Here is a 13,610-nt window from a genome sequence, read left to right as displayed (position 1 = left end):
TGTACGGCAACGCAGAGCGGAGAGGTGATCGATGAGCGTCGCGGGACCCCCCGGTCCGGTGATGGACCGGGACGAGGTGGACCGTGCGCTGGCGCGCCTCGACGCAGAGCACGAGGCGATCGAGACCTCGCTGCTCGCCCTCCAGGATCACGCGGGCCGCCGCCTCCTCGAAGGCGCCGCTCTCACCGGCACCACACAGGAGCGCTGGCAGTCCACCGAACAACAGATCACCCTGCTCTGGGCGTACTTCGACGCGTACGCCGCCGCCCTGCGCGCCGCGCACGAGGTGCGGGCCCGCAGACGCTGGCCCAACCGGGACGATCTGGTGGAGCTGACCGAGCTGCTGCGCGGTGAGAGCGTCACCGTCGCCGGCGGCGCCGCCCCCGCGCCGTCGGCCTCGATCACCGGACCGGCCAAGCTCACCGAGCGCTTCACGCTCATCGACCTCGTCTCCCGGATGAACGACCTGTACGCGCACTCGCTCGACATGGTCGTCGCCGCCGACGCGGTCTGGTCCGCGCTGCCCGCCCGGATCGACCTCCTGGCCGCCGAGCTGCACCGCACCCGCCGGCTCGCCCACTCCGTGGGAGTACGCCCGGGTGAGCACCCGGCGGGCGACGACCTGGAGCGGATCACGTCGGAGCTGACGCTCCTGCGCGAGCAGGTGGTGTCCGACCCGCTGGCCTTCTGGCAGCCCGCGAAGGGCAGTTCGGCTCCCGGCGGCGGCCGTCCGCACACCGAGCGGTACGACCGCGAGGCCCGCGCCCTGGAGGACGTACGCCGCGAGATCGACGCGGTGCTCACCGTCCGGCAGGACGCCGAGCTGCGGCTCGGCAGGCTGCGTGACGTGCTCTCGCGCGCGGACCGCACCCTGGCCGAGGCACGCTCGGCGCGCGGCGAGGTCCTCGCGAAGATCGCCGCGTCCGAGGTGCCCGCCGTCAGCGGCCCTTCGACCGCGCTGCAGGAGCAGCTCGCGATGGCGTCCGACTACCGCAGGCACGCCCAGTGGCACCGGCTCTCCCCGCTCCTGGAGTCACTCGAGGAGAAGGCCGAGGACGAACTCATGCGCGCCCGTGAGTCGTTGACGGCCGTCACCCAGCCCCTCGCGGTCCGCGCGGAGCTGCGCGGCCGCCTGGACGCCTACAAGGCCAAGGTCTCCCGCCTGGGCCACGCGGAGGACCCGCTTCTGGTCGAACGGTACGACGCGGCGCGCCGGATGCTGTGGAGCGCGCCCTGCGATCTGCGCGTCGCCGAACAGGCGGTGCTTCGTTATCAGCAGGCGGCGGCCGAAGTCCTTGCATCGAGGGTCCCGCAACAGGGCGGTCCCACCGACCGGAGGGGGGAAGCATGAGTGAGCAGCAGAAGTGCCAGCGACCCGGATGCACGGGGTCGTACGAGGACGTGGGCGGCGGCGAGCTGTACTGCGACACCTGCGGCCTGGCCCCGGTCGTCTCCCCGACCGGCCTGGTGTCCTCTCCCCCGACCGGCATCACCGGCGGCGGGAAGGGGTCGGGCAGCAGCAGCTCCCGGTCGAGTTCGCGTGCCTCGTCCCGCTCGTCGCGCTCCCAGTCCTCGCGCAGATCGGTGTCGGGGCGGCTCTCGCGCTCCCTCTCCGGCAGCACCACGTCCCGCTCGGTCTCCGTACGCAGCTCAGGGCCCTCCGCCGGCACGTCCGCCCGCAGCAGGCTCGGCGTGGGCCTGGTCCTCGTGCCCGAGGTGCCGCGCCCCGACCCGCGCCAGGCGGTGCAGAAGAACCCCGAGGTTCCCGAGCGCAAGCGCTTCTGCTCGCGTTCCGACTGCGGGGCGCCGGTGGGCCGCGCGCGCGGTGACCGGCCAGGGCGCACCGAGGGGTTCTGCACCAAGTGCGGCCACCCGTACTCGTTCGTGCCGAAGCTGAACCCCGGCGACATCGTGCACGGTCAGTACGAGGTCGTGGGGTGTCTGGCGCACGGCGGCCTCGGTTGGGTCTATCTCGCCGTCGACCGCGCGGTCTCCGACCGCTGGGTGGTCCTCAAGGGCCTGCTCGACACGGGTGACCAGGACGCGATGGCCGCCGCGATCTCCGAGCGCCGCTTCCTCGCCGAGATCGAGCACAGCAACATCGTCCGCATCTACAACTTCGTCGAGCACCTCGACCAGCGCACGGGCTCCATGGACGGCTACATCGTCATGGAGTACGTCGGCGGCAAGTCCCTCAAGGAGATCGCCAACGAACGCCGTACGGCGCAGGGCAAGCGCGACCCGCTGCCCGTGGAGCAGGCGTGCGCGTTCGGCATCGAGGCCCTCGAGGCCCTCGGCCATCTGCACAGCCGCAATCTCCTGTACTGCGACTTCAAGGTCGACAACGCCATCCAGACCGAGGACCAGCTCAAGCTGATCGACATGGGCGCGGTCCGCCGCATGGACGACGAAGAGTCGGCGATCTACGGCACGGTCGGCTATCAGGGCCCCGAAGTCGCCGATCTCGGCCCGTCGGTGGCCTCCGACCTCTACACCGTGGCGCGCACCCTGGCCGTACTCACCTTCGACTTCCAGGGCTACACGAACGTCTTCGTGGACTCCCTGCCGGACCCCGACAACATCGAGGTCTTCCGTACGTACGAGTCGTTCTACCGTCTCCTCGTGCGCGCCACCGACCCGGACCCGGCCCGCAGGTTCGCCTCGGCGCAGGAGATGGCGGAGCAGCTCACCGGCGTCCTCAGGGAGGTCGTGGCGATCCAGACGGGGCGGCCGCGCCCCGCGCTCTCCACGCTGTTCGGGCCCGAGGTGAAGGTCACGGACACGGAACTGTTCGCCGAACTGAGCGGCGACGTCTCGCACTTCGGCGCGCGTGTGCTGCCCCTGGGGCGGCGCAAGGGGCGCGCGGAGCTGACGGCGGGCAACGGCCAGGGCACGGCCAACGGCACCCCGGCGATCACCGCGCCGCCCGTGCCGCCCGCCGCACCGCCGGCCCGGATCGTGCGGTCCCTCGACGCCCCCGCGACGGCGCTCGCCCTGCCGGTGCCGCGCGTCGACCCGGACGACCCGAACGCAGGGTTCCTCGCCGGGCTCATGGCCTCCGCGCCCGCCGAGCTGATCACCGCGCTGCGGGCCGCGCCCACCGACTCGGTGGAGCTGCGGCTGCGCGGGCTGCGCGCCCGCCTCGCCATGGGAGAACCGGAGCCCGCCGCACAGGCGTTGACGGAGCTGGAGATACAGCACCCGGACGACTGGCGGGTGGTCTGGTACCGAGGCGTCGCCTCGCTGGCCACCGGCGACCACGAGAGCGCGGCCCTGTCCTTCGACGCGGTGTACGACGCGTTCCCCGGCGAGCCCGCCCCCAAGCTGGCCCTCGGCGTCTGCGCGGAGGTCCTGGAGCAACTGGACAACGCCGCCGAGTACTACCGCCTCGTGTGGGCCACCGACCCGAGCTATGTCAGCGCGGCGTTCGGCCTGGCCCGGGTGCAGCTGGCCGCGGGCGACCGGCGCGGTGCCGTGCACACCCTGGAGTCGGTGCCCGAAGCCTCGATCCACTACACCGCGGCCCGCGTCGCGGCCGTGCGGGCGAGGCTGCGGCACCGTATGACGTTGGACACCGCGCCGTCACCCGGCGCGCTTTTCCTCGACGACCTGACGGCCGCGGCGGGCCAGGTGGAGGCCCTCGCGGGCTTCGGCCTCGACGCGGTGCGCCGCGAGCGGCTCTCCACCGAGGTCCTCGGCACCGCGCTGGACTGGGTACTCTCCGGTAGGCACCCTGGTCACGCTTCCGCCCCGCCGGCAGCACCCGCTGCACCGGCAGGCGGCTCGCGGACCGTGCTGCTCGGCAGCGACCTGGACGAGCGCGGCCTCCGGTTCGGCCTGGAGCGCTCGTACCGCACGCTTGCCCGGCTCGCACAGGGTGGCGAGGAAAGGATCGAACTGGTGGAGCGGGCCAACCGTTTCCGCCCTCGGACGTGGGTGTGAAGATGTCGCAGATGCACCAGCAGACTGCCGGGGCAGGTTCCACGTGCCCCGGCTGCGAAGAACCGCTGGAAGCGGGTGACCTGTTCTGCGGCGCGTGCGGTTACGACCTGTCGGCGCAGCCGGCCGGGTCCGACGACCGCCCCACCGTGGCGATGAACGGCGCGTCGCCGGCGCCGTCCCCCGGCGCGTCGTCGCAGTGGCCCGTCGCCCCGGACGTGGACAGCTCCGACATGCCGGTGCCCGCGCACCTGCCCACCGACCTGCCGGTCACCGAGTCGTCGGGCGGCGAACTCTCCCCGAACGCGGGGGAGGTACGGACGGACGCCCCCGCGGCCCGCCCCGCCGAGCCGGACGAGTACCCCCTGCCGGCCCCCGGCGCCCAGCCGGAGCCCGAGCCCGCCGACCCCCGCACGGCCCTGCCCGACCCCACGCCGCCCGCGGGCACCAAGCTCTGCGTGGCGTGCCGTTCGGGCCGCGTGGACCCGGACGGCTACTGCGAGAACTGCGGGCACGCACAGCCGCGCGAGCGCGACCACATGGAGCAGGAACTCGACGCGGTCGCCGCGGTCAGCGACCGGGGTCTTCGCCACCACCGCAACGAGGACGCGTTCGCCATCTCCTCGACCGCGCTGCCGGACGGATCCCCCGCCGTCGTCGCGATCGTCTGCGACGGTGTCTCGTCCGCGACCCGCCCCGACGAGGCCTCGCTCGCCGCCTCCCGCGCGGCGAACGAATCGCTGCTCGCCGCGCTGCCGCTCGGCACGCACCCGCAGCAGGCCATGCACGACGCGATCCTCGCGGCGTCCGACGCCGTCAACGCCCTTGCCGCCGAGCCCACTCAGGCCAGGGAGCACTCCCCGCACCAGAACGCCCCCGCGTGCACCCTCGTCGGCTCGATCGTCGCCGGTGGTCTGCTGGTCGTCGGCTGGGTCGGTGACAGCCGTGCCTACTGGGTGCCCGACGACCGCACCGGCCCGACGGCCCGCCTCACCGAGGACGACTCGTGGGCCGCGCAGATGGTGGCGGCGGGTCTGATGAACGAGGCGGAGGCGTACGCGGACGAGCGCGCGCACGCCATCACGGGGTGGCTCGGCGCCGACGCGTACGAACTGGAGCCGCACACCGCTTCCTTCAAGCCGGACCGTGCGGGTGTAGTGGTCGTATGCACCGACGGGCTCTGGAACTACGCGGAAGCGGTGGAGGACATGGCGCGGGCCGTGCCCGTCGACTCCGCCCAGCGCCCGCTGCACAGCGCCCAGGTCCTGGTCGGCCACGCACTGGACGGCGGGGGCCACGACAACGTAACAGTGGCGATTCTGCCGTTCCGTGTCGTGCCGCAAGGGGCAGGATCCGCCTAGTGAAGGCCCCCGGCAACGGGGCGCCGGCCACGCGCACTTGTCACCCACCGGCTTGGGGAAGCCGGTGGGAACGTCTAGGGGGAGCAGAGATCCATGGCCAATTTCTCGAAGTCGAACGTGCCGCAGTTCTCGGTCGACGTCTATCAGAACGAGTACCTCCCGGAGGGCGGCCGCGAGGTCAACGCGATCGCCACGGTCACCTCGACGGGCGGGGGCACGGTGGGGGCCGCGGTGAGCGCCCCGCACCTCTACTCGGCGGGGCAGACCCCGGACGCGGCCGTGGCGATCATGGTCGACTGTTCGGGCTCGATGGACTACCCGCCGACGAAGATGCGCGGCGCCCGCGACGCCACGGCCGCCGCCATCGACGCCGTACGTGACGGAGTCCACTTCGCGGTGATCGGCGGCACCCATGTCGCCAAGGAGGTCTATCCGGGCAACGGCCGCCTCGCGGTCGCTGACGCCACCACCCGGGAGCAGGCCAAGCAGGCGCTGCGCAAGCTCAGCGCGGGCGGCGGCACGGCGATCGGCACCTGGCTGCGCCTGGCCGACCGGCTGCTCGCCTCGGCCGACGTCTCGATACGGCACGGGATCGTGCTGACGGACGGCCGCAACGAACACGAGTCACCCGAGGACCTGCGGGCCTCTCTCGACGCCTGCGCGGGCCGCTTCACCTGCGACGCCCGCGGTGTCGGCACCGACTGGGAGGTGAAAGAGGTCACGGGCATCGCGTCCGCCCTCCTCGGCACCGCCGACATCGTCGCCGACCCCTCGGGCCTGGCCGCCGACTTCACGCAGATGATGGAGGCGGCGATGGGCAAGGAGGTCGCCGACGTCAGCCTGCGGGTGTGGACGCCGCTGGGCGCGGAGATCAAGTTCGTCAAGCAAGTGGCGCCCACGGTCGAGGAGTTGACCGACCGCCGCACGGAGGCGGGGCCGCGCGCCGGCGACTATCCCACCGGGTCCTGGGGCGACGAGTCCCGCGATTACCACGTCTGCGTGGAGGTGCCGAACGCCGAGCTCGGCCAGGAGATGCTCGCGGCCCGCGTCTCGCTGATCGTGCCGCAGCCGGACGGCAGCGCCCAGACGCTCTCGCAGGGCCTGGTGCGGGCCGTGTGGACGGACGACATGGCCGCATCGACGTCCATCAACCCGCAGGTGGCGCACTACACCGGCCAGGCGGAACTGGCCCAGGTGATCCAGCAGGGCCTCGATGCGCGCAAGTCGGGAGATATGGACGGAGCCACGGCCAAACTGGGCCGTGCCGTGCAGCTCGCCAGCGCCTCGGGCAACGAGGACACCGCGAAGCTGCTTTCGAAGGTGGTCGACGTGGTCGATGCCGTGGCAGGTACTGTTCGATTGAAGGCGAGGGTCGCCGAGGCCGATGAGATGACTCTCGAGACACGGTCGACGAAGACTGTTCGCGTGAAGAAGTAGCAGCACCCGTACCCATGATCAGCCCCACAGCAGCACGTACGGCCCGCTGGGCCGGAGAAGGAGAGGGGGAAGCGCCGACATGCCGACCTGCCCGAACGGACACCAGTCGGGTTCCGACGACTGGTGCGAGGTCTGCGGTCACCGCATGGCCGGTGCCGTGCCCCCGCCCCCGCCGCCCCCGGCCGCTCCCGGTTACGGCTACCCGCCGCCGGGGCAAGGCCAGGACGGCGGATACGGATACCCCCAGCAGGCCCCGGGCCAGCCGCACCTGTCGGCCGTGCCGGACCAGGCCGCCGAGCCCGAGCTCTGCCCGCAGTGCCGCACGCCCCGCGAGGCGAACGCGCCGTTCTGCGAGGAGTGCCGCTGGAACTTCCTGACGAACACGGCCACCTCGTACACCCCGGCCGCCCCGCATCCGCCGACGCCGAACCCGGCCCAGCAGTTCCAGCAGCCGCCCGGCCGCCAGCCCCACGGCACCCAGCCCGGTCAGGACCCGTTCGGCTACCAGGGCTCGCGGCCCTCGCAGATGAACCGGCCCGCCGAGCCGATCCCGCCGTTCGGCAACGGCAACCCGTCCGGTCAGGCGCCTCCGCCGCCCTACGGCGGCGACCCGTCGGGCCGGCCCCCGCAGTCGTTCCAGCAGCAGGGTCCGCCGGCTCCGCCCGCCTTCCCGCAGGAGACGGGGACTCCGCCGCCTCCCGGCCCGGGTCCCGGCGGCCCGTCCTTCGGCGGCGGCAACGACGACTGGGTGCTCCCGCCGCCGTCGTCGTCCGCTCCGGGTCCGGGCGCTCCGGGACAGGGCGCTCCGCAGGCTCCCGAGCAGGGCGAGTGGGGCCATCAGCAGCAGGGGCAGCAGCCTCAGCAGACGCAGGCGCCGCAGGGCCCTCCCGGCTATCAGGCGGTGCCAGGGCCCAGCACCGGCACGGTCTCCTGGTCGGCGACGATCGGCCCGGACCGCGAGTACTTCATGGCGATGATGCACCGCAGCGGCCCCGAGGCGTCGGGCCTGAACCTGCCCGCGTACTCGCCCGAGCAGCAGCGCCCGCTGGCCGGCAACCAGATCACCATCGGCCGCCGCCGGCACTCCACCGGCGACACCCCGGACATCGACCTGTCGGTGCCGCCGGAGGACCCGGGCGTCTCGCACCAGCACGCGGTCCTGGTCCAGCAGCCGGACGGCAGCTGGGCGGTCGTCGACCAGAACTCGACCAACGGCACCACGGTCAACAACGGCGAGGAGCCCATCCAGCCGTTCGTCCCGGTACCGCTCCAGGACGGTGACCGGGTGCACGTGGGCGCCTGGACCACGATCACGATCCGGCACAGCTAGGAGCGTCCGTTCAGGGCCTTCTCACGCGAGGGGCCAGGCGTACGGCCCTTCGGGGTCGTCAAGCCAGGCCCACTCGTGCGGCCCGCTGACGGTGACCCCGAACCGCTCGCGCACCGGCCGGTCCTCGCGCTGCCACAGGGCGAGGGCCTCGTACGGGTCGAGGCTGCCCGCGGTCAGTTCCAGCAAGAAGCGGAAGAGCTCGTTCTGCAGGGCCCTGCGCGGCAGCCCCCCGAGGTGCTGCTCGTGCGGGGCCCTTCTGCCGCCGCCCCGCAGCGGCACGAAGTAGGCGGGGGTGTGCAGGAAGCGCCCCTCCGCGTGCTCGGCGTCCCGCACCGTGAGGGCGATCAGGCCGGTGGCCAGCGGGGCCAGGATGCGGGCGCCGGGGCGGCACTGGGCCAGCCAGGGCCTCGGCAGCGAGGCCAGGGTGCAGGTCGCGATGATCCGGTCGTACGGAGCCCGCTCGGGGCACCCCGCGGTCCCGTCTCCGGTGACCACGGCCGGGTGGTACCCGGCGGCCGTCAGATGCCGCCGCGCGGACTCGGTGATCTCCGGGTCCAGGTCGACGGTGGTGACGTGCTCCTGGCCGACCCGGTGGGCGAGCAGGGCCGCGTTGTAGCCGGTGCCCGCTCCGATCTCCAGGACGTCGCAGTCCCCGTCCCGCAGATCCAGCTCGTCCAGCATCTTCGCCATCAGGGAGGGCTGGCTGCTGGACGAGAGGAGCTCTCCGTCGCGTACGCGGGTGGCGAGCGGGACGTCCGCGTAGGCGCCGCGCAGCCAGCGTGCCCGGCGTGCGGGGTCGGGGTCCTCGCCCCAGAGCCGTTCGTGTCCGCCGCCCGACGACGTGACGTAGTAGTACGGCACGAAAAGGTGCCGCGGGACCTGTTCGAAGGCCGCGCGCAGTCCGGGGTCCCGCGCCCAGGCGCCGCCGGCTTCGATCTCGCGCACCAGGGCGGCTTTGGCCTCGGCGGCGATGAGCGGGTCGACTGTGGGTCCCATACAGCCACTGTGCTGCGGGATGGGCGGCGATGCGAGCGGCGGGACGTACCGATCCGGAGGCCGGCGGTCCCGGTCCGGAGGCCGATGATCGCGCTCTGGTGGCCGGCGGTCCTAAGTCTTCCGTCCTCGGTCGTCCCGTCTGAGACCATGGACGGTGTGATAGAGATCCCGCGCGGCACGCTTCAGGAGCAGACCTTCTATGAACAGGTCGGCGGCGAGGAGACCTTCCGGCGCCTGGTGCACTTCTTCTACCAGGGGGTCGCGGAGGACCCGCTGCTGCGACCGATGTACCCCGAGGAGGACCTGGGCCCTGCCGAGGAGCGCCTCGCGCTGTTCCTGATGCAGTACTGGGGCGGCCCCCGCACGTACAGCGACAACCGCGGCCACCCCCGGCTGCGGATGCGCCACGCCCCGTTCACCGTCGACAGGGCCGCGCACGACGCCTGGCTGAAGCACATGCGTGCCGCCGTCGAGGAGCTGAAGCTCTCCGAGGAGCATGAGCGGACGCTGTGGAACTACCTGACGTACGCGGCGGCGTCCATGGTGAACTCCGAGGGCTGACGGCTCTCGGCTCGCCTTTCGGTGACCCGGTGACGGACCCTAGGCCGGCGTCACCGAGAGGCCGCCGACACCGGACCGGCGCACGGCGATCGACCCGTAGTTCGTGCGCAGGCGCAGCCACGGTCCGGAGGACAGCAGGTCGAGCGTGTCCCCCCGCAGGAACCCCAGGGCCTGCGCGGCATGCGCGGCCCGCACGGGCAGTCCCGTGTCCCCGATGGTCCGGGACCAGATCTCCCGTCCCAGCTGATCGAGCTCGGCCCGGACCCGCCGCTCCTGCGGCAACTCCTCGACCCGCGCCTTGAATTCGGCGACCGCGGCCGCCACGAGGCCCCGCACCGCGTCCGCTTGCGGAAGGCCGCGCTCGGGCTGCCAGCCGCCGCGCGGCGGCAGAACTCCGGCCCACGGCGGCCCGGTCACGGCCTGCGGAACGCCGACCACTCCGGCCGAATCGACGGAATCCGCCGACTCCCCCACGGATTCCAGGAGTTCACCGGCGGAGACGGTGACGTCGAGGGAGGAGTCCAGCCCGTGCTCGTACGGCTTGGCGAGGCGCGCCGTACGGATGGCGAGCACCTCGAACGACGGCGGGCGGCCGAACACGGCGAGCGTGTCGCCGGCCGCCTGGAGACGGACCGCGGCGGCCTTGTCGTAGTGGATGAGCCGGGCCAGGAAGGCGGCGAGATCCCCCGCCTCCCCGGCGTCGGCCACGTGCAGCTGCGCCGTCATGCGACGAGCGCCTCCGAGCCTCCGGCGACATCGCCGTCGTCATCCATGTAGGTCAGCAGAACGGCCTTCTCCTCGGCGGTGATCCGCCGCGGCCGCTGCTGCTCCAGGTTGAACGGGACGACGATCGTCGAGGCCCGCACGTACACCTGATCGGGGTCCTTGACCTCGTACGAGATGGAGAGCGATGCCGCGCCTATCTTCGTCACCCACGACTCGATGGTCACCGGCGCATGCCGGTGGACCAACGGCCGTACGTAGTCGATCTCATGGCGGGCCACGACGGACCCGCCCGAGAACGACGGGCTGCCGTCCCCCGGTGCGAGCCGGAACATGAAGTCGATCCGCGCCTCTTCCAAGTACCGCAGGAAGACGACGTTGTTGACGTGCCCGAAGGCGTCCATGTCCGACCACCGGAGGGGGCAGCTGTAGATATGCCGACTCATGGTGCTCAGCCTCGGGTGAGCTTCTTGTAGGTGGCACGGTGCGGACGGGTCGCGTCCGCGCCGAGGCGCTCGACCTTGTTCTTCTCGTACGACTCGAAGTTGCCCTCGAACCAGTACCACTTGGAGTCACCCTCGTAGGCGAGGATGTGGGTGGCGACTCGGTCGAGGAACCACCGGTCGTGGGAGATGACCACGGCCGCACCGGGGAACTCGAGCAGCGCGTTCTCGAGCGACGACAGGGTCTCGACGTCGAGGTCGTTCGTCGGCTCGTCGAGGAGGAGCAGGTTGCCGCCCTCCTTGAGGGTCAGCGCCAGGTTGAGGCGGTTGCGCTCACCACCGGAGAGCACTCCGGCCGGCTTCTGCTGGTCCGGACCCTTGAAGCCGAAGGCGGAAACATACGCGCGCGAAGGCATCTCCACCTGCCCGACATTGATGTAGTCGAGCTCATCGCTGACGACGGCCCAGAGGGTCTTCTTCGGGTCGATGTTGGCGCGGCCCTGGTCGACGTAGCTGACCTTGACCGTGTCACCGATCTTGATGGTGCCGGAGTCCGGCTCCTCGAGGCCCTGGATCATCTTGAACAGCGTGGTCTTGCCCGCGCCGTTGGGACCGATGATGCCGACGATGCCGTTGCGCGGCAGCGAGAAGCTCAGGTCATCGACAAGCACCTTGTCGCCAAAGGCCTTGGACAGATGCTCGACCTCGACGACGATCGACCCGAGTCGCGGGCCCGGCGGGATCTGGATCTCCTCGAAGTCCAGCTTCCGCATCTTGTCCGCCTCGGCGGCCATCTCCTCGTAGCGCGCCAGACGCGCCTTGGACTTGGCCTGACGCCCCTTGGCGTTGGACCGCACCCACTCGAGCTCTTCCTTGAGGCGCTTGGCGCGCTTCTCGTCCTTGCGGCCCTCGACCTTGAGACGGGTCTGCTTCTTCTCCAGGTAGGTGGAGTAGTTGCCCTCGTAGGGGTGGGCGCGGCCACGGTCGAGCTCGAGGATCCACTCGGCGACGTTGTCGAGGAAGTACCGGTCGTGAGTGACGGCGACGACGGCGCCCGCGTACTTCGACAGGTGCTGCTCCAGCCAGTTCACCGACTCGGCGTCGAGGTGGTTGGTGGGCTCGTCGAGGAGCAGCAGGTCGGGCGCCTCGATGAGGAGCTTGCAGAGCGCGACGCGGCGCTTCTCACCACCGGAGAGGGTGGTGACGGGCCAGTCGCCGGGCGGGCAGCCGAGCGCGTCCATCGCCTGCTCGAGCTGGGCGTCGAGGTCCCACGCGTTGGCGTGGTCCAGGTCCTCCTGGAGCTTGCCCATCTCTTCCATGAGCGCGTCGGAGTAGTCGGTCGCCATGAGCTCGGCGACCTCGTTGAAGCGCTTGAGCTTGCCCATGATCTCGGCGGCGCCGTCCTGGACGTTCTCCAGGACGGTCTTGCTCTCGTCGAGCTGCGGCTCCTGCATGAGGATGCCGACGCTGTAACCGGGCGAGAGGAAGGCGTCACCGTTGGACGGCTGCTCAAGCCCGGCCATGATCTTCAGCACCGTGGACTTACCGGCGCCGTTGGGGCCCACGACACCGATCTTCGCGCCAGGGAGGAAGCTCAAGGTGACGTCATCGAGAATCACCTTGTCGCCGTGCGCCTTGCGCGTCTTGCGCATGGTGTAGATGTACTCAGCCAAGAGAAACCGTCCGGCAATCAGTGAGTGGGCAGATACACCCCATCTTGCCTGACAGCCACCTACCGGGGGAAACCAGTATGGCTGGAGGGCCATGACCTGGACGTTCTCCGGCTGCTTGGGTAGTTGACCTGCCACTGACCGTCATCGCCGGTCGCTGCTGGGCAACGTCGCACGGACCAGGGCCGGCCCAGCGGGCCCCTCTACAAGCGTGGCTGCGACAGATACGGTCGCCGGGTGGACTGGGCTGCTCCCGTGAGCGCGCTGATCGGTGGAGGCATCGCCGTCGCTTCCGGCTGGACCGTGGAGCGAAGCCGCTGGAAGCGAGACGAGCAACGGCATGAGAGAGACCGCCGCACGGCCCTTTACGCCGACTACCTCGCCGCTCTCCTCTCCGCGCGCGAGCAGATATGGCATGCGAGCCGGTGGCACGAGCTGCCCAGAGACGAGCGCGTCGCTTTGGCGCGGGACTCCCTCCGGGACTTCCAGGTCCACCCGGTCCGGCATCAGGTCTCCCTGGTGGGACCACCGGAGATAGGCGAGCTGTCATACCAGGCCATCAGACGACTGACCGCCTACAGAGACGCCGTCATCGACAGGGCAAACGGCGGCGACGCCGAGCTACAGCCGGTCGAGGACGCTTTCAACGAAGCGCGAAAGGCACTCAGCAACGGCATGCGAGCCGACCTGGCCTCCCTGCGTTAGGGCCACTGGGCCCGATCGGCGGCTTGCTGTGAGGCGACGAGTTCTGCGAGGTCGTTCGCGACCATGACCTGGGCGAGGCGGCCGGCCGCTGCCACGACCTCCGGCCAGACGGATGCCCCGAGGTACTCCTCATCGGTGTCGTTCGGTGCCTCGGCCGTGGCGGCGTTCAGCGCGGCGCCGAGCTCTCTCATGAGAGTGACCTCTTCCTGAGTCCTGAGGCTGGTGCCGAGGTACCGCTCGGGTTCGTCGGCATCGCAGAAGTCGTCGAAGAGCGCGTGAAAGACGTGGTCCAGATTTTCGAACTTCGACGGGTCGAGCCACACGTCCCGCTGCCATGGCGGATTGGCCAGAGCCAGCACCGCAGGCACGACGTGGACACGGAAGTTCGCCATGCGCAGGGAGTCTTCACTCACGTGCGGAGCCTAGCGACAGTCCGTGTTCCTGC

12 protein-coding genes are annotated in these 13,610 nt (G+C 71.2%); 7 read left to right on the top strand and 5 right to left on the bottom strand.

Annotation, left to right across the window (positions count from 1 at the left end; all coding sequences use genetic code 11):
* The first annotated feature begins 31 nt into the window (after positions 1-31).
* The 5 genes from AB0M70_RS06175 to AB0M70_RS06155 all read left to right on the top strand — a co-directional run bounded on the left by AB0M70_RS06175 (position 32) and on the right by AB0M70_RS06155 (position 8,067).
* Entirely contained in the window at positions 32-1,351 is a 1,320-nt protein-coding gene (locus AB0M70_RS06175; RefSeq protein ID WP_365816871.1) for a hypothetical protein, read from the top strand.
* On the top strand, positions 1,348-3,942 hold the full coding sequence (locus tag AB0M70_RS06170) for a tetratricopeptide repeat protein (RefSeq protein WP_365816869.1): 2,595 nt from the start codon (positions 1,348-1,350) through the stop codon (positions 3,940-3,942). Before AB0M70_RS06175 ends, AB0M70_RS06170 begins: the two co-directional genes overlap by 4 nt.
* Before the next feature lie 2 nt (positions 3,943-3,944).
* Positions 3,945-5,300, top strand: coding sequence for a protein phosphatase 2C domain-containing protein (locus AB0M70_RS06165; RefSeq protein WP_365816867.1), 1,356 nt, complete (start codon positions 3,945-3,947; stop codon positions 5,298-5,300).
* A gap of 93 nt (positions 5,301-5,393) precedes the next feature.
* Positions 5,394-6,737 (top strand): VWA domain-containing protein, encoded by a 1,344-nt coding sequence (locus tag AB0M70_RS06160; protein ID WP_365816865.1) that lies wholly within the window; start codon positions 5,394-5,396, stop codon positions 6,735-6,737.
* A 79-nt stretch (positions 6,738-6,816) separates the two neighbouring features.
* A complete protein-coding gene (locus tag AB0M70_RS06155) occupies positions 6,817-8,067 on the top strand; it encodes an FHA domain-containing protein (protein WP_365816863.1) in 1,251 nt (416 codons plus the stop codon).
* Between the two features lie 21 nt (positions 8,068-8,088).
* On the opposite strand, the gene AB0M70_RS06150 is transcribed toward AB0M70_RS06155, so the two are convergent.
* Complete coding sequence (locus AB0M70_RS06150) at positions 8,089-9,063, bottom strand: methyltransferase domain-containing protein (RefSeq protein ID WP_365816861.1); 975 nt, start codon at positions 9,061-9,063, stop codon at positions 8,089-8,091.
* A 147-nt stretch (positions 9,064-9,210) separates the two neighbouring features.
* Between AB0M70_RS06150 and AB0M70_RS06145 the strand changes: the two genes are divergently transcribed.
* Positions 9,211-9,624: a globin gene (locus AB0M70_RS06145; protein WP_361835995.1), complete on the top strand. Its 414-nt coding sequence runs from the start codon at positions 9,211-9,213 to the stop codon at positions 9,622-9,624.
* Between the two features lie 39 nt (positions 9,625-9,663).
* Here the strand turns inward: AB0M70_RS06145 and AB0M70_RS06140 are convergent, their stop codons facing one another.
* The 3 genes from AB0M70_RS06140 to ettA are packed head-to-tail and all read right to left on the bottom strand — an operon-like array spanning position 9,664 to position 12,463.
* Positions 9,664-10,350, bottom strand: a complete 687-nt coding sequence (locus AB0M70_RS06140; protein WP_365816859.1) for a hypothetical protein — start codon at positions 10,348-10,350, stop codon at positions 9,664-9,666.
* On the bottom strand, positions 10,347-10,793 hold the full coding sequence (locus tag AB0M70_RS06135) for a thioesterase family protein (RefSeq protein ID WP_365816857.1): 447 nt from the start codon (positions 10,791-10,793) through the stop codon (positions 10,347-10,349). Before AB0M70_RS06135 ends, AB0M70_RS06140 begins: the two co-directional genes overlap by 4 nt.
* Positions 10,794-10,798: 5 nt before the next feature.
* Entirely contained in the window at positions 10,799-12,463 is a 1,665-nt protein-coding gene (ettA, locus tag AB0M70_RS06130) for an energy-dependent translational throttle protein EttA (protein WP_365816855.1), read from the bottom strand.
* A 252-nt stretch (positions 12,464-12,715) separates the two neighbouring features.
* Here ettA and AB0M70_RS06125 point away from each other — a divergent pair, with 252 nt between their 5' ends.
* The gene (locus AB0M70_RS06125) at positions 12,716-13,165 is read left to right on the top strand and encodes a hypothetical protein (protein ID WP_365816853.1); all 450 of its coding nucleotides are present in this window, start codon (positions 12,716-12,718) and stop codon (positions 13,163-13,165) included.
* Here the strand turns inward: AB0M70_RS06125 and AB0M70_RS06120 are convergent.
* Positions 13,162-13,578: a hypothetical protein gene (locus AB0M70_RS06120; RefSeq protein ID WP_365816851.1), complete on the bottom strand. Its 417-nt coding sequence runs from the start codon at positions 13,576-13,578 to the stop codon at positions 13,162-13,164. The two genes, AB0M70_RS06125 and AB0M70_RS06120, sit on opposite strands and share 4 nt — an antisense overlap.
* Between the last annotated feature and the right edge of the window lie 32 nt (positions 13,579-13,610).

This window comes from Streptomyces sp. NPDC051214 (genome assembly GCF_040682375.1).
In the GTDB taxonomy this organism is placed as follows: Bacteria; Actinomycetota; Actinomycetes; order Streptomycetales; family Streptomycetaceae; genus Streptomyces.
Note: the sequence above shows the minus strand (reverse complement) of the source record. Positions and strands in the feature narration are given on the sequence as shown.

What these genes read in the sequence shown, in the direction of transcription:
- AB0M70_RS06175 (WP_365816871.1), top strand. Translation starts at nt 32, where the DNA reads ATGAGCGTCGCGGGACCCCCCGGTCCGGTGATGGACCGGGACGAGGTG.
- AB0M70_RS06170 (WP_365816869.1), top strand. Translation starts at nt 1,348, where the DNA reads ATGAGTGAGCAGCAGAAGTGCCAGCGACCCGGATGCACGGGGTCGTAC.
- AB0M70_RS06165 (WP_365816867.1), top strand. Translation starts at nt 3,945, where the DNA reads ATGTCGCAGATGCACCAGCAGACTGCCGGGGCAGGTTCCACGTGCCCC.
- AB0M70_RS06160 (WP_365816865.1), top strand. Translation starts at nt 5,394, where the DNA reads ATGGCCAATTTCTCGAAGTCGAACGTGCCGCAGTTCTCGGTCGACGTC.
- AB0M70_RS06155 (WP_365816863.1), top strand. Translation starts at nt 6,817, where the DNA reads ATGCCGACCTGCCCGAACGGACACCAGTCGGGTTCCGACGACTGGTGC.
- AB0M70_RS06150 (WP_365816861.1), bottom strand. Translation starts at nt 9,063, where the DNA reads ATGGGACCCACAGTCGACCCGCTCATCGCCGCCGAGGCCAAAGCCGCC.
- AB0M70_RS06145 (WP_361835995.1), top strand. Translation starts at nt 9,211, where the DNA reads ATGGACGGTGTGATAGAGATCCCGCGCGGCACGCTTCAGGAGCAGACC.
- AB0M70_RS06140 (WP_365816859.1), bottom strand. Translation starts at nt 10,350, where the DNA reads ATGACGGCGCAGCTGCACGTGGCCGACGCCGGGGAGGCGGGGGATCTC.
- AB0M70_RS06135 (WP_365816857.1), bottom strand. Translation starts at nt 10,793, where the DNA reads ATGAGTCGGCATATCTACAGCTGCCCCCTCCGGTGGTCGGACATGGAC.